Source organism: Arthrobacter celericrescens (assembly GCF_003614925.1).
GTDB classification, from domain to species: Bacteria; Actinomycetota; Actinomycetes; order Actinomycetales; family Micrococcaceae; genus Arthrobacter; species Arthrobacter celericrescens.
This window is the reverse complement of sequence record NZ_QYLP01000034.1, coordinates 18046-36861: the sequence shown is the minus strand read 5'-3', so window position 1 is coordinate 36861 and position 18816 is coordinate 18046. Positions and strand designations below refer to the sequence as shown.

The 18816-nt window shown below is 67.8% G+C and carries 15 protein-coding genes, 1 tRNA gene and 1 other RNA gene; 12 read left to right on the top strand and 5 right to left on the bottom strand.

The genetic code is table 11. The annotated features are described in order from the left end of the window. Positions 1–69 precede the first annotated feature (69 nt). On the bottom strand, positions 70–1227 hold the full coding sequence (locus D3654_RS20445; protein WP_162943684.1) for a M23 family metallopeptidase: 1158 nt from the start codon (positions 1225–1227) through the stop codon (positions 70–72). A 228-nt stretch (positions 1228–1455) separates the two neighbouring features. After that, positions 1456–1830, bottom strand: coding sequence for a MarR family winged helix-turn-helix transcriptional regulator (locus D3654_RS08820; protein ID WP_120521132.1), 375 nt, complete (start codon positions 1828–1830; stop codon positions 1456–1458). Between the two features lie 96 nt (positions 1831–1926). Here D3654_RS08820 and D3654_RS08815 point away from each other — a divergent pair, with 96 nt between their 5' ends. Then, the gene (locus D3654_RS08815) at positions 1927–3384 is read left to right on the top strand and encodes an MFS transporter (RefSeq protein ID WP_120521131.1); all 1458 of its coding nucleotides are present in this window, start codon (positions 1927–1929) and stop codon (positions 3382–3384) included. Positions 3385–3486: 102 nt separating this feature from the next. Beyond that, positions 3487–4395: an oxygenase MpaB family protein gene (locus tag D3654_RS08810; RefSeq protein ID WP_120521130.1), complete on the top strand. Its 909-nt coding sequence runs from the start codon at positions 3487–3489 to the stop codon at positions 4393–4395. An 11-nt stretch (positions 4396–4406) separates the two neighbouring features. Here the strand turns inward: D3654_RS08810 and D3654_RS08805 are convergent, their stop codons facing one another. Then, positions 4407–7874: a proline dehydrogenase family protein gene (locus D3654_RS08805; protein ID WP_120521129.1), complete on the bottom strand. Its 3468-nt coding sequence runs from the start codon at positions 7872–7874 to the stop codon at positions 4407–4409. 121 nt (positions 7875–7995) lie between these two features. Between D3654_RS08805 and D3654_RS08800 the strand changes: the two genes are divergently transcribed. Further along, positions 7996–8895 (top strand): LysR substrate-binding domain-containing protein, encoded by a 900-nt coding sequence (locus tag D3654_RS08800; protein WP_120521128.1) that lies wholly within the window; start codon positions 7996–7998, stop codon positions 8893–8895. Positions 8896–9038: 143 nt separating this feature from the next. Here the strand turns inward: D3654_RS08800 and D3654_RS08795 are convergent. Beyond that, positions 9039–9123 (bottom strand) — tRNA-Ser (locus tag D3654_RS08795). 341 nt (positions 9124–9464) lie between these two features. Here D3654_RS08795 and D3654_RS08790 point away from each other — a divergent pair. After that, positions 9465–9788 carry a YqfO family protein gene (locus D3654_RS08790; protein ID WP_120521127.1) on the top strand — a complete coding sequence of 108 codons (324 nt, stop codon included), beginning with the start codon at positions 9465–9467 and terminating at the stop codon, positions 9786–9788. A 24-nt stretch (positions 9789–9812) separates the two neighbouring features. Here the strand turns inward: D3654_RS08790 and D3654_RS08785 are convergent, their stop codons facing one another. Then, positions 9813–11399 (bottom strand): HNH endonuclease signature motif containing protein, encoded by a 1587-nt coding sequence (locus tag D3654_RS08785; protein WP_120521126.1) that lies wholly within the window; start codon positions 11397–11399, stop codon positions 9813–9815. Positions 11400–11512: 113 nt separating this feature from the next. Here D3654_RS08785 and D3654_RS08780 point away from each other — a divergent pair, with 113 nt between their 5' ends. The 8 genes from D3654_RS08780 to ffs all read left to right on the top strand — a co-directional run bounded on the left by D3654_RS08780 (position 11513) and on the right by ffs (position 18801). Then, the gene (locus D3654_RS08780) at positions 11513–12007 is read left to right on the top strand and encodes an NUDIX hydrolase (protein ID WP_120521125.1); all 495 of its coding nucleotides are present in this window, start codon (positions 11513–11515) and stop codon (positions 12005–12007) included. A gap of 140 nt (positions 12008–12147) precedes the next feature. Continuing rightward, positions 12148–13497: a phosphonoacetate hydrolase gene (gene phnA, locus D3654_RS08775; protein ID WP_120521124.1), complete on the top strand. Its 1350-nt coding sequence runs from the start codon at positions 12148–12150 to the stop codon at positions 13495–13497. 139 nt (positions 13498–13636) lie between these two features. Then, positions 13637–13765 (top strand): hypothetical protein, encoded by a 129-nt coding sequence (locus D3654_RS20930; RefSeq protein ID WP_280960097.1) that lies wholly within the window; start codon positions 13637–13639, stop codon positions 13763–13765. Continuing rightward, positions 13766–15007: an MFS transporter gene (locus D3654_RS08770; RefSeq protein WP_205571765.1), complete on the top strand. Its 1242-nt coding sequence runs from the start codon at positions 13766–13768 to the stop codon at positions 15005–15007. Positions 15008–15070: 63 nt separating this feature from the next. Then, positions 15071–16531, top strand: coding sequence for an aldehyde dehydrogenase family protein (locus D3654_RS08765; RefSeq protein ID WP_120521123.1), 1461 nt, complete (start codon positions 15071–15073; stop codon positions 16529–16531). A gap of 53 nt (positions 16532–16584) precedes the next feature. Then, a complete protein-coding gene (locus D3654_RS08760; RefSeq protein ID WP_120521122.1) occupies positions 16585–17484 on the top strand; it encodes a LysR family transcriptional regulator in 900 nt (299 codons plus the stop codon). Between the two features lie 29 nt (positions 17485–17513). Continuing rightward, complete coding sequence (locus tag D3654_RS08755; protein ID WP_120521121.1) at positions 17514–18635, top strand: TIGR03364 family FAD-dependent oxidoreductase; 1122 nt, start codon at positions 17514–17516, stop codon at positions 18633–18635. A gap of 69 nt (positions 18636–18704) precedes the next feature. Continuing rightward, an RNA gene (gene ffs, locus D3654_RS08750) (signal recognition particle sRNA small type) lies at positions 18705–18801 on the top strand. The last annotated feature ends 15 nt before the right edge of the window (positions 18802–18816 follow it).

Here is an 18816-nt window from a genome sequence, read left to right as displayed (position 1 = left end):
TCCGAGTCTAATGCGGGGGAAGGACGCAGCCGAAAACGGCGTCGCTGCGGGAACCTGTCGGGGAGCCGCTCAAGGGGTCGGAGCCGTTGATTCCGGAAGCGTCTCCGACGGAGACGGACTCACCTCGAGCGTGGTCGTACTAGGCAGCGGGCTCGTGGGCACGGGGGTTTCGGTCAGCGTGGGGGTCTCGGTCAGCGTGGGGACGGGGGTTTCGGTCAGCGTGGGGACCGGCGTCTCGGTCACGGTCGGGGCGGGTGCTGTCGGGGCCGGTGCGGGAAGCGTGCTCTGCGTTGGGGTGGCGGTCGGTGTCGGCGTCGCAGTCTCTGTGGGCGTCGGCGTTTCTGTTGGCGTCGGGGTTTCTGTGGGCGTCGGCGTCGGCGTTGCTGTGTGAGTTTGGGTCTGAGTCGGCGTCGGCGTAGCAGTACTGGTTGCCGTCGGACTCGGAGTAGCCGTAGCCGTAGGACTTGCCGTTGGCGTCGCCGTGACGCGGGCCTCCTGCTCACCGCCGATGACTTCCCGCTCAGGGGCCGCCTCCACTGGAACCGCCCAGGCCGGCGCTTCGGCCTCCGTGGTTCCCGACCCCGGGGCGAAGCTGACCATCGGGAGGTTGTCGAGCGGGTCGGACTGCCTGATCGGGATGAGGGTCCAAGCGGCGGGATCAGTGTGCGTGCCGTTGACGATGGTCTCGAAATGCAAGTGGCACCCGGTCGAGGATCCTGTGGTGCCGACCTTGGCGATGACCTGCCCCACCTTGACCGACTGGCCCTTCGTGACCCCGATCGCCTGCAGGTGGTTGTAAGTGGTGATGAGACCGTTGCCGTGGTCGATTTCCACCCGGTTTCCGCCGCCCCACAAGTGCCAGCCGACGGCGCGGACCACACCGGCGTCGGCGGCGTAGACCCGGGCACCGCAGGCGGCCGCGAAGTCCCGGCCCCAGTGGAACTCGCCGGGCTTTCCGCTCAGCGGGTCAATGCGAAGGCCGAAAGGGGACGTGGGAACCAGATCCTCGAGGGGAGCGTAGAGCTTGCCCTTACCCGGCCTGTCCAGGTCCCGTGACGCAACGTTGAGGTGGCGTTTGCCGCTCTTCGCGACGGTATCCACGGTGGTCCGTTCAAAGGAGAGGATCGCGTCGGCACCGGCCGTCGGGGAGGTGGTCGGGCCGCCGTCGTCCAGCAGGTACGGGCCCACCGTGCCGCTCGCGACAGGTTCGGCTTGGGATGACGCCATGGGTAGGGGGCCCTGGGCACCAAATGCCAGCAACATCAGGACTCCGAAGAGGCTCCAGAACAAGGATCGTCCGAAAGCCTTCGACCGCACCAAGACGAACACCTGGCCGGCTTCGTGGTGTTTACCCACTTGCACTCCCCATAACGCAGCGCCCTCCTAGCCCGGACGCACACGCCTATTCTGACGTCACGGGAAGGGAAAAGGAACCCCCCGCGGGGAGCGCTCCGCTCAGCTGAGGTTTTCCTTCAGCAGGGCGCGGTGCTCGACGGCGGCCTGCTCGTGGAGCTTGCGGCCAGCGGCGGTCAGTTCGAGGAACAGGGAGCGGCGATCGTCCGCGCAGGAATGCCGGGCCAGGAGCCCGGCTTTTTCGAGCCGGTCCACCACCTTGGACACGGCGCTTTGCGTCATGGGGGTGCGCTCCCCAAGGGCCTTCATGCGGCATGCGGTCTCGGAACTCTCCGCCACGAGGTCCAGGATTTCGAATTCGTTGAGGCCGATATCGAACTTGGCCTCAAGCGCCCGGTCGATCGCACAGGAGGTGCGGAAGTAGGCGTCCTGGATGCTGCGCCATTGCTCAACCAACTGGCGGTCTGTCGTTGCCATGCCCCGATTCTAGTTCATGGCACATTTAAATGCCACGTCATAAGATTCCGCGTCATATTCCTTGTCATTGAATGACGCGTCATATACCTTGATGCCATGACTTCGACGAACACCCTCGAAAGATCTGCCGAAAAACTCCACGATGCCGTCCGCTGGACCCGCGCCCAGTGGCTCCTGCTGATGGTGGTCTGCACCGTCCTCGCCCTCGACGGCCTGGACGTTTCCATGGTGGGCGTCGCCCTTCCCTCCATTGGCCACGAACTCGGACTTGGCACCGACTCCCTGCAGTGGATCGTGTCCGCCTACGTCCTGGGCTACGGAAGCCTGCTGCTCTTGGGCGGCCGCCTCGCCGACCTTCTGGGCCGGCGCCGGATCTTCCTGATCGCCCTCAGCGTCTTCGCTGCCGCCTCCCTGCTGGGCGGCCTGGTGAACGACCCCACCGTCCTGATCGCCACCCGCTTCGTCAAGGGACTGGCGGCCGCGTTCACGGCGCCCACCGGTTTCTCCATCATCACCACCAACTTCGCGGAAGGCCGCGAGCGCAACAAGGCACTATCCATCTTCACCACTTTCGGGGCGAGCGGTTTCTCGCTCGGCCTGGTGGTCGGCGGCCTCATGACCAGCCTCAGCTGGCGCTGGACGTTCCTCGTCTCGGTGCCGATCGCCGTCGTCGTCGTCCTCCTCGGCCTCCGGTACATCCCGAAGGACAAGCCGACGGCGGAAAACAGCGGGCACGACATCTGGGGCGCGGTAACGCTCGCCCTGGGCATGCTCGGCCTCGTGTACACCTTGGTATCGGCTCCGGAAAAGGGCTGGGGATCTGTGGCAACAATCGCCGGGTTCGCAGTCTCCGCCGCGGTGCTGGCGGCGTTCGCCGTAATCGAGAACAAGGTCAAGCACCCGCTGATCCGCTTCGGCATCCTGCGCGAAGGCTGGGTGGCCAAGGCCAACCTGAGCGCGATCGGCTTGTTCGGTTCCTACCTGAGCTTCCAGTTCATCGTCACCCTGTTCCTGCAGTCCGTGCTGGGCTGGTCTCCGCTGGGCATGGCCCTGGCCCTGCTCCCCGCTGGCCTGATCGTGGCCACGAGCGCCCCGTTCGCGGACCGGCTGATCGACAGGTTCGGAGCCACCACGCTGATCCTCACCGGGCTGGTGTCCCTGGGCCTGGGATACGTGTTGTTCCTGCGAGTGGGCACCACGCCCAACTACGTGCTGGACATCCTGCCCTCGATCATCCTGCTCGGCATCGGCTTCGCCCTGGCCTTCCCGTCCATCAACGTCCAGGCGACCGCCGGGATCCGCGACTCCGAACAGGGCCTGGCCGCCGGCCTGATCCAGACGAGTACGCAGGTGGGCGCGGCCCTGGTGCTCGCTGTCACCACGGCGATCGTCAGCGGGCACGGCCATGCGGCGGGCGCCCCGGACGCGGCCGCGATGCTGGAACAGTACCGTCCGGGACTGATCCTGAGTGCCGCCGTCGCGATCGCCGCGCTGCTGGTGGCAGCCTCCCCGGGACGCCGACGCCGGGTGCTTACTGAGCAGCCGGCAGCCTGACTGCGGGAGTGATTGCGGAAGGTGGCCGCGGCGTGAGTGCCGCGGCCACCTTTTGCGTTCGTGCCTCTTTGCCGGGAGGCCGCCCCGGGCACAAAATGAGTGATGGTCAGCTTCATCCGGAAATGGCGGGGCGAACTGCGGACGACCTTCACCGGCCACCCGCACGGGATCCCTGACTGGGTGCTGGCACTCGCCGAGGGCAACGACCCCGGCTACCACCGTCCCGGCTCGGCCGTGTGGGCGGTGCACGGATCCATGGCCACGATCATCTCCGGCATCCGGGTCCTGCTGACCCAGTCCCTGCATCCCGGCGCCCTCGCGGGGGTCTACGACCACTCCGCGTTCCGGGAGGATCCGCTGGGCCGGCTGGCCGGCACCATCCGCTGGATCTTCACGGTCAGCTACGGCTCCGAGGCCGCCGCACGGGAGGCCACGGCGAAGGTGCGGCAGGTCCACCGCTTCGTGCACGGCACGTACACCGACAACCAGGGCAAGCCGCGCAGCTACTCCGCCCTCGATCCCGAACTGCTCGGCTGGGTGCACGCCACCTACGCCGACTCCTTTGTTTCCGTCCATCGCATCTGGGGCGGCTCCATCCCCGGCGGCGCCGACGCGTACGTGCGGGAGTGGGCGCAGGCCGGGCGGCTGATGGGAGTCATCAACCCTCCGGAGACTGTCGCCGGGGTCGCCGAGGAAATGGACCGCTGGTACGCCTCGGGCGAGCTCCGTTCCGATGCCCGGCTCCGGGAAACCGTGGAGTTCATCCGCAACCCTCCCCTGGCACCCTCCCTGCGGGCCGGGTACCGCATCCTCTTCAATGCCGCCGTCGCAAGCCTGGACCCGAGGTACCGGGAGCTGCTCGGCCTGCGGACGCCGCACCTGGGTCCAATCCCGCTGCCCACCGTGCTGCCCGCCCGGCTGGTGCTCGCCGTCGTGCGCCTCGGCCTGGGACGGCAGAGCTCCAGCGAGAAGGCCGCCCGGGCGCGGCTGTTGCGCCTGGGCGTGGCCTAGATTTCCTCCCGCTAGATCAGCGCATCCGAAAGGTGGTTCGGCGTACCGAAGCGGTGTGCCGTGATGCTGACAGCCTGCTCGTGCAGGAAGGGCAGCATCTCGACGCGGCCTGCCGGGGTGACCTGGCCGTGGTAGACGGCGACGTCGGGCCGGCCGCCGGTGGCGTCGGCCAGGGCGCTGTAGTCCCCGCCGATCAGGCGGATGCGTCCGCCTTCCATCCGGGCCGCCGCTGCCAGCCATTCGGCGTCGTTCTCGATCCGGGCGGTGACGCCCGCTTCGGCGAAGGCGGCCACGACGGCGTCGGGCAGCTCGACGGCGGAGGACACCGTGACGGCCGAACCGGCCACCGCGCCGGCGGCGACAACGCGCAGCAGTTCGGCGAGCGGGGCGCCTTCGGACAGGCGGACGGTCACCGGGAAGGCCCGGTAGCGGAAGACGTTGCGTTCCGCGCTCAGTCCGGAGACGTCCTTGGCGGTGCCGAACTCCCCGGCCCAGGCTGCGGCGTCGCTGTGCAAGGCCTGCTGCAGGGCGCTGGCTTCCTTCGCACTCACAGTGGTCTTGGCGGCGGCGAGGATTGCCGCGGCCGGGCCGGTCAGGGTGGCTCCGGGCTTGGCGGCGGGCTCAGCGGGAACCCAGCTGCCCAGGCCGATCAGGTAGTTCGGGCCGCCGGCCTTGGTACCTGCGCCTACCGCCGACTTCTTCCAGCCGCCGAAGGGCTGGCGCTGCACGATCGCACCGGTGATACCGCGGTTGACGTAGAGGTTTCCGGCCTGGATGGTCTCCAGCCAGGTGCCCATTTCCTCGGAGTCCAGCGAGTGGAGGCCAGCGGTGAGTCCGTATTCGATCTCGTTCTGGATGGCGATGGCGTCCTCGAGGGTGGCTGCGGTCATCACGCCGAGCACGGGCCCGAAGAATTCGGTGAGGTGGAAGTAGGAGCCGCGCTTGACGCCGTAGCGGATGCCCGGGGACCACAGCCGGCCGCTTTCGTCCAGTTTCTCCGGCTTCACTGCCCAGCTTTCGCCCTCGCCCAGGGTGGTCAGGGCGTGCAGCAGCTTTCCCTTGGCCGGCTCGATGATCGGGCCCATCTGGGTGGTGGCCTGGTCCGGGTAGCCCACCTGCAGTGAGCGGGCGGCGTCCAGCAGCTGGTTGCGGAAGCGGGTGGACGTGGCCACGGAGCCCACCAGGATCACCAGCGAGGCGGCGGAGCACTTCTGTCCTGCGTGGCCGAAGGCCGAGTACACGACGTCCTTGGCGGCGAGGTCCAGGTCCGCGTGCGGGGTGACGATGATCGCGTTCTTGCCGGAGGTTTCGGCCAGCAGTGGCAGGTCCTTACGGAAGGAGCGGAACAGTTCCGCGGTTTCGTAGCCGCCGGTAAGGATCACGCGGTCCACGTCCGGGTGCGAGACCAACTGGGTGCCGAGCTCGCGCTCTTCGAGCTGCACGAGTGCCAGCACTTCGCGGGGCACACCGGCCTCCCACAGGGCGTCCACCATGACGGAACCGGAGCGGCGGGCCTGCTTTGCGGGCTTGATGACGACGGCGGAGCCGGCGGCGAGCGCCGCGAGGGTGGACCCGGCGGGGATGGCGACCGGGAAGTTCCACGGCGGGGTCACCACGGTGAGCTTCGCCGGGACGAACGTGGCGCCGTCGACCGTTTCCAGGTCCTTCGCACGCTCGGCGTAGTAGTGCGCGAAGTCGACCGCCTCGCTGACTTCCGGGTCGCCCTGTTCGATGGTCTTGCCCGTTTCGGAGGCCATGACCTCCAGCAGTTCGGCACGGCGGGCGTCCAGGATGTCGCCGGCGCGGTGCAGGATGGCGGCCCGCTCGGCGGCGGGCAGGGCACCCCATTTATCTGCCGCGGAGACGGCCGTGGCGATGATGCGGTCCAGTTCCTCGGCCGAGGCGACCTTGGTGGATTCGACCACGGCGTTGCCGGCGGTGGAGCCCGGGATGCGCTCGAGGATGGCGCGGCCCCAGGCGCGGTTGGCCGGGAGGGCGGGGTCGGTGTCCGGGGTGTTGGCGAAGGCGTCCTGCGGCGCCGGAACCGGGGACTGGCTGCGGTCCTGGGTGCGGTTCGGGGCGGGCACGGAATCGTCCAGCTCGGCGAGGGAGGCGAAGAAGCGCTGCTTCTCGCGTTCGAAGAGGCTCTCGTTCTCGCTGAGTTCGAAGACGGCGGACATGAAGTTGTCCTGGCTGGCGCCCTCTTCGAGGCGGCGGATCAGGTAGGCGATGGCGACGTCGAACTCGCCCGGGTGCACCACCGGGGTGTAGAGGAGGAGGCTGCCGACGTCCTTGCGGACCGCGCTTGCCTGGCCGGTGGCCATGCCGAGGAGCATTTCGAATTCGATGCCTCCGGTGACGCCGCGTTCCTTGGCCAGCAGCCAGGAGAAGGCGATGTCGAAGAGGTTGTGGCCGGCCACGCCGATGCGGACGGCGTCGATGTGCTCGGGGGTGAGGGCGTAGTTCAGGACGCTCTTGTAGCTGGTGTCCGAGTCCTGCTTGGTGCTCCAGGTGGCCAGCGGCCAGCCTTGGATGGAGGCCTGGACCTGTTCCATGGGCAGGTTGGCGCCCTTGACCACACGGACCTTGATGGGAGCACCACCGTTGGCGCGGCGTGCGGCGGCCCATGCCTGGAGGTCCTGCATGGCGGCCAGTGCGTCCGGCAGGTAGGCCTGAAGCACGATGCCGGCTTCGAGGTCCTTGAACTCGGGCTTGTCCAGGATCTTCTTGAACACGGCCATGGTGAGGCTGAGGTCCTTGTATTCCTCCATGTCCAGGTTGATGAACTTGGGCTTGGGGAAGGAGGCGGCCAGGCGGTACAGCGGAGTCAGCTTCTCCACCACGTGGTCCACGGCTTCGTCGAAGGCCCAGAGCGGGTGGGGGGCCACGGTGGAGGATTCCTTGATGGAGACGTAGTCGACGTCGTCACGCGCCAGGAGCTTGAGGGTTCCCTCGAGGCGGCGGTCGGCTTCGTGCTCGCCCAGCACTGCCTCGCCAAGCAGGTTGATGTTGAGGTGGACGCCGTCCTGCTTGATCTTGGCGATGGCAGGGCCGAGCTTGGCGTCGGTGGCGTCGACGATCAGGTGGCCGACCATTTCGCGCAGGACCTTGCGGGCGATCGGGATGACCACCTGCGGCAGGACCGGAGCCATGATGCCGCCGGCGCGCACGGCCGCACGCATGTACCAGGGGAGGAAGGCCGGAACCTTCGGGGCGAGCATGGCCAGGTTGCGGGCGGCGACGGAGAGGTCCTCAGGGCGGATGACGCCGTCGACGAATCCCACAGTGAAGTCAAGGCCGTTGGGGTCCTTCAGGACACCGGCCAGGCGCTGGGCCGAGATGTCGACGGGAATCTTCGAGGCTTCGGTGAGCCAGTGGCGGACCAAGGCGGTGGCTTCGTTGCCGAGTTCCTGGAAGTGTCCGGCGTCCGGAAGGCCGTGGTTTCCGGCGGCGCGGGATTCCCGGGTTGGTGTGCTCATGCGCGTATTTCCTTAGGGGATGGTGCTTCGTTTCCACCAGTATGGATCTACAATCAGATTAGGAAAAGCGAACTTTTCCGAACGATATTCATTAGATTTTCTGAGCAATTTTGGAGGGTCCATGTTGGACGTCCGGCGGCTTCGATTGCTGCATGAACTGAAGATCCGCGGGACCCTGGCCGAGGTGGCGGACGCCATGAAGTACAGCCCGTCCTCGGTGTCCCAGCAGCTGACGTTGCTCGAGAAGGAAGCCGGCGTGGAGCTGCTGCGCAAGTCCGGGCGTCGTGTGCAGCTCACGCCGCAGGCGGAGATCCTCGTGGAGCACGCAGCGACCCTGCTGGCCACCCTGGAGGCGGCCGAGACGGACCTTGCCGCGTCGCTTTCGACCGTGACCGGAACGGTCCGGCTGGCGGTGTTCCAAACCGCCGCCCTGGCCCTGATGCCGGACTTCCTCACCATCATGAAGCGCGAATATCCCGAGGTGCGGGTGGAAATGACCCAGCGCGAGCCGGAGACTGCCCTATACGAGACGTGGGCTCGGGACTTCGACATCGTGGTGGCCGAGCAGTACCCGGGCCATGCTGCGCCGCACCATCCCGGCCTTGACCGCGCCACCCTGGCCAGCGACCCGGTCCGGCTGGCCACTCCCCCGGTGGGGCTGGGCGGCGAGAACATCGCGTCGCTGGCGGACACTGCGTCGCTTCCATGGGTCATGGAACCGCACGGCGCCGCATCCCGTCACTGGGCCGAGCAGGCGTGCCGTTCCGCTGGCTTCGAACCGGACGTGCGCTACGAAACCGCGGACCTCCAGGCCCAGGTCCGGCTGATCGAGTCGGGCAACGCCGTCGCGCTCATGCCGGACCTCGTCTGGACGGGGCGCGAGAAGTCCGTGCAGCTGCTGGAGCTTCCCGAGCTGCCGCACCGCACCATCTTCACGTCCACGCGCAAGGCCGGCCGGATCCATCCGGCCATCCTCGCCTGCCGCGAAGTGCTGGAGCGGGTGGCGGCGGCGCGGAGCTGAATGTTAAGCGACGGCGCGGAGCTGAGTAGCGACGGCGCGGTCGGCGACACTGATCGCTCGGCGACACTGATCGCTCGGCGACGCTCGTCGTTTGGCGACGCAAAAGGCCCCGGTCCTTCAAACGAAGGACCGGGGCCTCACCGCGGAGAATGGGGGATTTGAACCCCCGAGGGCGTTAACCCAACACGCGTTCCAGGCGTGCGCCATAGGCCGCTAGGCGAATTCTCCAGCGCTTTTGAATCAAAAGCAGGTCTTACTGTACCCGAGTTTTCCGGCATCTCCCAATCGGGCCATCCGGGCGGCCCCTGCGGCGTCGCATCGGGGTTCGCCGGGCCACCTCACGCCTTAACGAAAAAATGGACGCCCCCAATGCGCCCATTCCTGCGGTACTCCGTTGAGACGCCGGGTCCGGCCTCCCCAACAGGCCCTACGCCTCACAACCTTGAGATTGCCCCAATCGGTGTACATACCAATGTTCCGATGAGACCGTCCGGTTTGGCAATGGAAATGAGAAACGTTCCTTTGACCTGTTTTCCGCATGATTCCGGGGCCGCTGGCAGGATGGTGGCATGAATCAACTCCACGCCCTGGTGGTCTATGTTCCGCTGCCGCACAGCGAGGCGCTATTGGCTGCCATCGGAGGCGCCGGTGCCGGCCGGATCGGCGACTACAGCCACTGCGCGTTTACCACCCCAGGCACCGGCCGCTTCACTCCCCTGGCCGGGGCCCAACCCTTCATTGGCGCCGTCAACGAACCCGAGCAGGTGCCCGAGCTCCGGATCGAGTGCGTGGTGGAGGAAGAACTGCTCGACGGCGTGGTGCGGGCCCTGCGCGCTGCGCACCCTTACGAGGAGCCGGCGTTCATGACCTGGCCGGTGGACGGGTGGCGGTAGATGGCGGCTTCGATTGCGCTCAACTCAGAATGGCGGCGGGTCGCTTGCATCGCCAGGCTTGGGGGCATCACCTTGCGCCGCTCGTAGTCTTTGGGCGGCGGCTGGAATGTGGGTTGCGGGGACCGGCGGATGGTCAGTGTAGGTTCGGCCTGTCGCGCTGGTCCATTCGAGGACTCCGGCCCCTGTTTGCCGGACGTTCCATCGTGAGTGGTGTTTGAGCATGTGGTGGCGCCGGCACAGTCCGGCGAGATTGCCGGCTTCCGTTGCCCCGCCGAGGGCGGCGTCGTGGGTGTGGTCCAAGTCCAGCTCGCGTGCGGGGATGCCGCAGCAGGGGAAGCGGCATCTGGTGTCGCGGGCCGCAAGCAAGCGTTTGAGGTCTTCGCCGGGCCGGTATCTGTCCACGGCCAGCACCGCACCGGTGTACGGGTCGGTAAGGACCCTGTTCCAGACGGTGGCCTGGCCTGCGAGGATCCTGGCGGTGGCGGGGTCGATGGGATGGCGCCCGTCGAGCTCGGCGGGGACCTGTGAGGCCACGGTGTCGGGGGCTCCGGCTCTGGCGGTGTTGCCTGATGCGTCGGTCCGGAAAGCCCTGCCAGCTGAGCCATTGGACGTCGCGGCGCCTTCTTGGCCGATCAGGGTCAGGACGGGGACGGTGACATCCACCCGGCCGGTGATCGCTGCCAGGAGTCCGTCCGGGGTGTCGTGCCCGGCCGGCGCGCTGCGCAACAACAGATCCGACAAGAGATCGGCGCGGAGTTGATCGGTGGTTCGGTCGGCTACAGGGTTCCGGTCCCCTACGGCGGGGCCGGCCTGGTGCGTGGGCCACGCCGGACCGAAGGCCCCGGGTTGGCTGTGTTGAGCCATATCGGCATCGGCATGGCTCTTTGCCATGTCTGCGTGTGCACGGGCCATGTTCGTAAGCCGGTCGTGGATGCCGTATGCGACCGCCGCGGGCAGGATTGCGGCGAGTTCGGCCATGCCGTCGGGCAGGGGCGTGACCCAGACCCGCCGTTCCTCACAGGCCCGTTCATGCCGAGTGATCAGCGGTTCGGGCTGGGCTTTCTCGGCCTCCCGGACGGCCAGGCGCCGCACCCGCCCAGGCGCCTGCCGTTCCGCGCATTCCACCACCACGGCTTCGTACCGCGCCAAAGCCGCAGGATCATCCAGCCCGGACCCGGCGTCCTGGATCACCCGGGCATGGGCCAGGCTAATCCGTCCCTGCGCCAGGGCCCCGAACGCGCCGGGGAAGCGGTCCAAAAGCTCCACGGCTTGGCCCATCTGCCGCTGGATCGTGCGGTCGTTCGCCCGGGTCGCGGTGGCGATCTCCGCCGCCACGGCGCGGTGGGCGAGCTCTGCCGCGTCCCATCGCGCACCCTTGAACCCGGCCGGCGCGCCGCCGCCATTCTTGCCGCCGTCGTCCATGTCCTCCGCAGCCATCACCTCCGCCACCTTGGACGCTATTGCCAGCGCGTACTCACGCAACGCCTGCAAACCGGCAATCGCCGACTCCACCGACTCCAAGGTGGAGACCAGCCCGTCCAGCACGTCCAACGGGTCGAACGCCGCGGCAGGCTGCGGCGTCCTCCCGTCCAGGCTGGTGGTGGTCTCCATGAACTTATTGAAGCAAGGGGGTCTGACTTTTTAGCGACCCAGCGAAGGCAGGCAAGCAGCCGCCCCGTGGACACTCCTTCCGCGCGGGCCAAGAAAGCTGGCAAGCTGCCGGGATGGATTTTCCCGGCAATGACGCCACCACTGACCTGCCCTTGCGCCTGGGCGGCCGCGTGCTGCTTTTCGACCAGCAGAACAGGCTCCTCCTGATGGAAGATTCGGACCCCGCGGACCCCGGCAAAGGCAGTTGGTGGATCACCCCGGGCGGCGGTCTGGAACCTGGCGAGGATCCCGCGCAGGCTGCGCGGCGCGAACTCCTTGAGGAGACCGGCCTGAGCATCGAATCGGTCCACGGACCAGTGGGAACCTCGGAATTCGTCCTCACATTCCAAGGCGTCCGCACGCTGCAGCGCGACAGCTTCTTCCATGCCACCCTCCCGGCCGGCACCCAAGCGGTGAAGGACGTCCAGTTCACGACGGCGGAACGGGCTTCGCTGAAAGGCAGCCGCTGGTGGTCCCTGCCGGAGATTGAGTCGGCGGAGGTGCCAGTCCTTCCGGCGATTCTTGCGGACTTGGTCCGCCTGGCCCACGGCGCCACAACAGCCCCATAGTCTGCGCTGATACCCCGCATAGCTGTTTGGTGTCTTCTGTCGGACCAGGCCGCCGGGCAGAGTTTGAGGCACACAGCCACCGGCGCCCAGCAGCCCGGGCAGGCCCAAGCAAAAGCCCCCAGCAACAGAGGAGTTCCTCCATGCCCCACACATCGTTCTCAGTCAACGGCCGGCAGTACGTGCACCAAGGAACACCGGTGGTGGTCATCTGCATCGACGGCAGCGAACCGGCCTACCATGAGCTCGCCATCGCTGCGGGCCGGATGCCGTGGCTTAAGGAAATCGTCGCTTCCAAAGGCACGTCCTGGGAAGCGCACTGCGCCATCCCCACCCTGACCAATCCGAACAACATGTCCATCGCCACGGGCCGCCCGCCGGCCGTCCACGGCATCTGCGGCAACTACATCCTGGACCCCGCCACCGGCGAGGAGGTCCTCATGAACGACCCCAAGTTCCTCCGGGTCCCCACCGTCTTCGCGGCGGCCGCCGCGGCGGGGCTGAGTGTCGCCGTCGTGACCGCCAAGGACAAGCTGCGCAGGCTGCTGGCCACCGGCATCACCCAACCAGGGCTGGACCCGGCTGGCTCCGGGGAGCTGGTCGAACCGTCCAACAAGGGCATCTGCTTCTCGGCCGAAAAAGCGGATACCGCCACGGTGGCGGAGAACGGCGTCGGGAATGTCCTGGAACTGGTCGGCATGGAACTGCCGGGCGTCTACTCGGCGGAACTGAGCGAATTCGTGCTGGCCGCCGGCGTGAAGCTGTTGCGGGAGCAGGCGCCCGACATCATGTACTTGACCCTCACCGACTACATCCAGCACAAGAACGCCCCCGGCACCGAGGTGGCCAACGACTTCTACGCCATGATCGACAGCTACGCCTCGCAGTTGGACGCCTTGGGCGCCGTCGTGGTCATCACGGCGGACCACGGCATGAGCCCCAAGCACCACGAGGACGGCACCCCGCGGGTCATCTACCTCGAGGAAGAGGTGAACCGGGTGCTCGGCGTCAGTGGTGAAACGCCCGACGGCGGCAGCCGGGTGATCCTGCCGATCACCGATCCGTACACGGTCCACCACGGGGCGCTTGGGTCGTTCGCGAACGTTTACCTGCCGCAGGGGGCAGACCGCGACGCCGTGCTGCGGGCCCTGCGCGGACGCGACGGCATCTCGTACGCGGACACCTCCGAGAACGCCGCCGAATTGTTCGCCATGCCGCTGGACCGGATGGGGGACATCACGGTGCTGTCGGACAAGGACACCGCCTTGGGTCGGTACGCCGCCTGGCACGACCTCGGCAACCTGGAAGTGCCGCTGCGCTCCCACGGCGGCCTGGGCGAACTTGCGATCCCGTTCTTCGTCAACCGGGTGCTGGGGGCCCCGGAGGACACCGCGAGCAGCGGCCCCAATGGGGAGCAGGCCGTGCTGCACAACTACGACGCCTACTGGGTGGCCACCAGCCACGTGGCGGCGAACGTGGCGGCGTCGGTCTAGGACTGCGGACCAACAGCAAAAGGAGAGCACCAGCACGTCATCCGGTTCCCTCCCCCCAACGCAGCACTTGGGAGGGAACCGGCGCCGGCCCGGCCGGCCCACCACTCCCCCAAGGTTTGCATGACGAAAGGACGCTGACATGTCCGAATTTGGCTCAACAGAAACCCCGACACTCCAGCAGGAAAGCCCGCCGGCAAAGCAGACAAAGACGTCGACCAAGCGGCAGGAACTGTTCAAGTGGCAGATCCGCATCTTCGCCCTCTCCTAGCTGGCCTACGCCGCCTTCTACTTCCCCCGCTCCGCCTTCTCCGCCGCCAAGGTGGGCATCCTCGACGAAGGCTTCCTCTCCCGCCAGACCCTCGGCGTACTGGACTCGATCTATTTGGCCGCGTACGCCGTCGGGCAGTTCATCTGGGGCGCGGTGGCCGAGCGCTTCGGCACCCGGATCGTCGTGGCCGGCGGCATGGTGATGGCTGGCGTCGCCGCCCTGTTCATGGGCATCGCTCCGGCCGTCTGGCTGTTCGTTCCGCTGATGATCGTGCAGGGCCTGGCCCAGTCCACGGGCTGGTCGGGCCTGTGCAAGAACATCGCCTCCTTCTTCACGGTCAGGAAGCGCGGCCGGGCCATGGGCCTGTTCTCCACGAGCTACGCCTTCGGCGGCCTGGTGGCCACCCCGTTCACCGGCTGGATCGCCTACTCCATCTTCGACAGCTGGCGCTGGGCGTTCTTCGCCGGCACCGCCACGATCGCCCTTGCCCTGGTGCTGTTCGCCGTCTTCCAGCGGAACAACCCGCAGGAGGTGGGGCTGCCGGGCATCGATGAGGATGACTCAGCGCTCGACGGCGACTACGTCCGTTCGCACACCCGCGCACCTGTGCCGGTGGTCAAGGTCAAGGGGGACCGCTTTTCGCCCAGGGACCTGCTGGCGGCCGCGAAGCACGATGCGATGGTGCTGAAACTGGGCATCGTCTACTTCCTGCTCAAGCCCGCCCGCTACGCCATCCTGCTGTGGGGCCCGGTGCTGGTGCTCGATGCCCTGCCGCACCTGGACTCGATCACTGCGGTGATGGTTCCGGTGGCCTTCGGCATCACCGGCCTCATCGCCCCGATCGTAGTCGGCTGGACCTCGGACACCCTCTTCAACGCCCGCCGCGTGCCGCCCAGCGTGCTGTGCCTGGGCCTGCTGGTGATTGCCCTGGCCCTCTGGCAGCCCGTCACGGCCACCGGATCGCTGCCGCTCTTCATCGGCCTGCTCTCCTTCGTGGGCCTCACTGTCTACGGCGCGGACGCCATGATCTCCGGCGTGGCCGCCGTCGACTTCGGTACCTCCAGGTACGCCGCCGGTGCCACCGGCTTCATCAACGGCTGCGGCTCCCTCGGGGCAATCCTTGGCGGGCTGCTCCCGGGCTTCTTCCCCGGCGTCGTGATCTTCTACGTCTTTGCCGCCGCCGCGCTGGCCGCCGCCCTGATCCTGATCCCCTCCTGGAACAAGCGGCCAAGCGCCGCCTGAGCCGCCCCGCACCCCAGTACCCTTCAACATGGCAGCAGCGCCGCTGCCGGAACAGAGGAACGAATGAGCTCCACCGAACTGCACCAGAACTACATCGACGGCCAATGGCGTCCGTCCTCGGCCGGGAAGACCTTCGCCAACGCCAACCCGGCCAACACGAGGGACATCGTGGGCCATTTCCCGGACTCCACCGCGCAGGATGCCCTCGACGCGGTCGGCGCCGCAGCGAAGGCAGGCAAGGAATGGGAAGCACTGGGCTCGATCAAGCGCGGCGACATCCTGTTCGCCGCCGCAGAGATCCTGTCCCGCCGCAAGGAGGAACTGGCCGCCGTCGTCACCCGGGAACAGGGCAAGTGCCTGCGCGAATCCCGCGGCGAGGCGCAGCGCGCCATCGACATCCTGCGCTACATCGCAGGCGAGGGCCGCCGCCTCTCCGGCTCCACCCTCCCGGCCGACGAGCCGCGCACCCTGGCGATGACCTGGCGCAAGCCGATCGGCGTCGTCGCGCTCATCACGCCGTGGAATTTCCCGCTGGCGATCCCGGTCTGGAAGATGGCACCCGCACTGCTGTCCGGGTGCACGGCGGTCCTCAAGCCCTCGCCGCTGGCGCCGCTGACCTCGGCGCTGCTGGTGGACATCTTCAATGAGGCCGGCGTGCCGGCGGGCGTGCTGAACCTGGTCCAGGGCGACCGGGAGCCCGGCGAAACCCTGTGCGGGCACCCGGACGTCCGCGGCATTTCCTTCACCGGTTCGCTGCCGGTTGGCCTGACCATCCAGAAGGCGGCCGCGCCGCGGCTGGCGCGTACCCAGCTGGAGCTGGGCGGCAAGAACGCGGTGATCGTGCTGGCCGACGCCGACCTCGACCTCGCCGCCGACGCCATCCTTCTCGGGGCCTTCGGGCAGGCCGGGCAACGCTGCAGCGCCACGAGCCGCGTGGTGGTGGACCGCCGCGTCCGCGAAGAGCTGGTGGGCAAGGTGCTTGGCCGGATGGAGGAACTGCGGATCGGAGACCCCACGGACGAATCCACCAAGCTCGGCCCGGTGGTGAACCAGGAACGGCTGGACGCCTGCCTCGCGGCCATCGGCACGGCAAGGGCCAACGGCGCCACCATCCGGACGGGCGGTTCCCGCGCCAGCGCCGGGGTACTTGCGGACGGCTACTTTATGGAGCCCACCCTGATTACCGACGTCGCACCGGATTCGGAGCTGGCCACCGAGGAGGTGTTCGGCCCAGTGCTCTCCGTGATCGACGCCGAGAACTTCGGCCACGCCATGGCGATCTCCAACTCGGTGAAGTACGGCATGTCCGGGACCATTTTCACGAACAACCGGGCGCACGCCTATGACGCCCTGCAGGGCTTCGAAGCCGGCATGCTGCACGTCAACCGTCCCGGCGTCGGCGCATGGCCGCACCTGCCGCACATGGGCGCGAAGCTCTCGCAGTACGGTGCACCCGAGTGCTCCCCGGAAACGTGGGAGTTCTACATGGAATGGCGCTCGGCCTGCATCAGCTTCCCGGCCTGAGCCCCGTTGCCCGTCACCGATCCCGACGCCGGACCGTCAGTTAGCTTGTTCCCATGCATTTGAGCATCCAGAGCCTGCGAATCTTCGTCACCGTTGCAGAGGCGGGCAGCATTTCCGCTGCTGCCCGCCTCCTGTACATGAGCCAACCATCGGTGTCGGCCCATGTCCGGAGCCTGGAGACCTCGCTTGCGGCCCACCTGCTGGACCGCGGACCGGCCGGGACCACGCTGACGGCGGCCGGCCTGGTCCTGGCCGACCATGCCCGCCGGATCCTCGGCATCCTGGAGGAGGTGGACGGCGAGGTTGCCGCGGCGCAGGGGCAAGCGGACCGGAAGCTTTCGGTGGCAGGCACGAGCACCCTGGGGTCCTACCTGCTCCCCCGCGTGCTCAGCCGTTTCCTCGCCGAGAACGAGACGATCCGAACGGAACTGCGCGTGGGCAACGCGGAGAAGGTGGCCGAATGGATCATCAACCGCGAGGTCAGCCTGGCCATCTGCGCGGGCCAGGTGGACCATGAGCAGCTCGAATGCACGGAGATCTTCGACGAGGCCCTCATCGTCGCCGCAAGCCGGGCACACCCCCTCGCCGGACGGACCCTCACCCCGGAAGACTTGGCCGGGCAGCGGTTCCTGCTCCGCGAAATCGGCTCCTCCACCCGGCTGGACCAGGACCAGGCACTGGCCGACTGGGGCCTAAAGGACTCGCCCAGCTGGACCATCTGGAGCGCCGAGGCGGCCCGCGAATCCGTGCGGGCGGGCCTCGGACTGGCCCTCATTTCCGAACACGTGGTGGCCCAGGACCTGCGCTCCGGGGAACTGGTCCGCCTCAAGATCAACCCGGCGCCCCGCCGTCGTCCGGTCACCCTGGTCCGCATGGCGGACCAGCCGCTGACCCCGGTGGAGCAGCGCTTCGTCGAGCTGATCAGCACCATCAAGGCCTGGCCGCTGGGCTAACCGCCCCCGGCCCCACGAAAGGACGCACCATGAACACATCCAAGGGCAACACGGACCTGATCATCGTCGGCGCCGGAATCGTCGGCCTGGCGCATGCCTTCGAGGCGCACCGCAAGGGCTACACGGTTCGCATCATCGAACGCGATGCCCGGCCCAACGGCGCCTCGATCCGGAACTTCGGCCACTGCTGCATCACGGCCCAGGACGGCGTGCTGTTGGACACCGCCTACCGCTCCCGCGAGGGCTGGCTGGCCGCGGCCAAGGCCGTGGGTTTCTGGGCCCCGGAAGCCGGTGCCTATGTGGTGGCCCGCAGCGCGGCGGAGCAGCAGGTGCTGGAGGAGCTGAACAGCAAACGCGGCAGCGACTCCGTGCGACTGTTGACCGCCGGTGAACTGCGCTCCGTGCTCGGCGGGGATCCGGACCCTGCGATCGTGGGCGGTGCGCACCTGCCCGCGGACCTGCGCGTCGATCCCCGCACCACCGCGGGAGAGATCGCCGGCTGGCTCCAGAACCAGGCCGGCGTCGGGATCGAATGGAACACCTCGGTGCGGGACATCCGGGACGGCACCGTCTCCACCAGCCGCGGCGACTTCCACGCGCAGAAGGTCCTGGTCTGCGTGGGGCACGACATGGATTACCTCTTCCCCGAGCTGGCCACCCGCTACCAGGTGCAGCGCTGCGCCCTGCAGATGGCCCTCGCACCGGCACCGGCCGGCTACACCCTCGATTCTGCGGTCCTCACCGGCACCTCGATGACCCGCTACGACGGCTTCACGGCGATGCCCGGCGCGGAGGCGGTCCGCCGGGAAATCCACGGCCACAGCCCGGAACTGATCGACATGGTGGCCAACGTGATGTTCACTCGGCGGCCCGACGGCAGCCTCATCCTGGGCGACAGCCACGTGTACGGCCAGACGATCGGGCCCTTCCAGGACGAGTGGTGGACCACCCGACTGGTGGACGAAATCGCGAAAATCCTGGGCACCACGCTGCAGGTCACGCAGCGCTGGCAGGGCGTGTACGCCAGCAGCCCGCTGACCCCGCTGCTGGTGGAGGACGTGGACGCGCGGACCACGGTGGTCACCGTGACGTCCGGGATCGGCATGACCATGTCCTTCGGAATCGCGGCCGCGACGGTCGCCGCGCTGTAGTTTCGGCTGCCCGGGTTCCAGTGCCCGACGGCGGATTCGGGTGCCGCTGAAAGTTCGGGTAAGCTTGTCGTCGGCCCCTCATGTGGCGTCATCCTGTTGAACTCCCCCAGGACCGGAAGGTAGCAAGGGTAGATGGGCTCTGGCGGGTGCATGAGGGGTCTCACATTTAAATGTCAGTCCC

Excerpts from the sequence above, each read along its gene's own strand:
- D3654_RS08800 (WP_120521128.1), top strand. The coding sequence starts at position 7,996 with ATGTTGGACGTCCGGCGGCTTCGATTGCTGCATGAACTGAAGATCCGC.
- D3654_RS08820 (WP_120521132.1), bottom strand. The coding sequence starts at position 1,830 with ATGGCAACGACAGACCGCCAGTTGGTTGAGCAATGGCGCAGCATCCAG.
- D3654_RS20930 (WP_280960097.1), top strand. The coding sequence starts at position 13,637 with ATGTCCGAATTTGGCTCAACAGAAACCCCGACACTCCAGCAGGAAAGC.
- D3654_RS08785 (WP_120521126.1), bottom strand. The coding sequence starts at position 11,399 with ATGGAGACCACCACCAGCCTGGACGGGAGGACGCCGCAGCCTGCCGCG.
- D3654_RS08815 (WP_120521131.1), top strand. The coding sequence starts at position 1,927 with ATGACTTCGACGAACACCCTCGAAAGATCTGCCGAAAAACTCCACGAT.
- D3654_RS20445 (WP_162943684.1), bottom strand. The coding sequence starts at position 1,227 with ATGGCGTCATCCCAAGCCGAACCTGTCGCGAGCGGCACGGTGGGCCCG.
- D3654_RS08805 (WP_120521129.1), bottom strand. The coding sequence starts at position 7,874 with ATGAGCACACCAACCCGGGAATCCCGCGCCGCCGGAAACCACGGCCTT.
- D3654_RS08780 (WP_120521125.1), top strand. The coding sequence starts at position 11,513 with ATGGATTTTCCCGGCAATGACGCCACCACTGACCTGCCCTTGCGCCTG.
- phnA (WP_120521124.1), top strand. The coding sequence starts at position 12,148 with ATGCCCCACACATCGTTCTCAGTCAACGGCCGGCAGTACGTGCACCAA.
- D3654_RS08790 (WP_120521127.1), top strand. The coding sequence starts at position 9,465 with ATGAATCAACTCCACGCCCTGGTGGTCTATGTTCCGCTGCCGCACAGC.
- D3654_RS08755 (WP_120521121.1), top strand. The coding sequence starts at position 17,514 with ATGAACACATCCAAGGGCAACACGGACCTGATCATCGTCGGCGCCGGA.
- D3654_RS08810 (WP_120521130.1), top strand. The coding sequence starts at position 3,487 with ATGGTCAGCTTCATCCGGAAATGGCGGGGCGAACTGCGGACGACCTTC.
- D3654_RS08760 (WP_120521122.1), top strand. The coding sequence starts at position 16,585 with ATGCATTTGAGCATCCAGAGCCTGCGAATCTTCGTCACCGTTGCAGAG.
- D3654_RS08765 (WP_120521123.1), top strand. The coding sequence starts at position 15,071 with ATGAGCTCCACCGAACTGCACCAGAACTACATCGACGGCCAATGGCGT.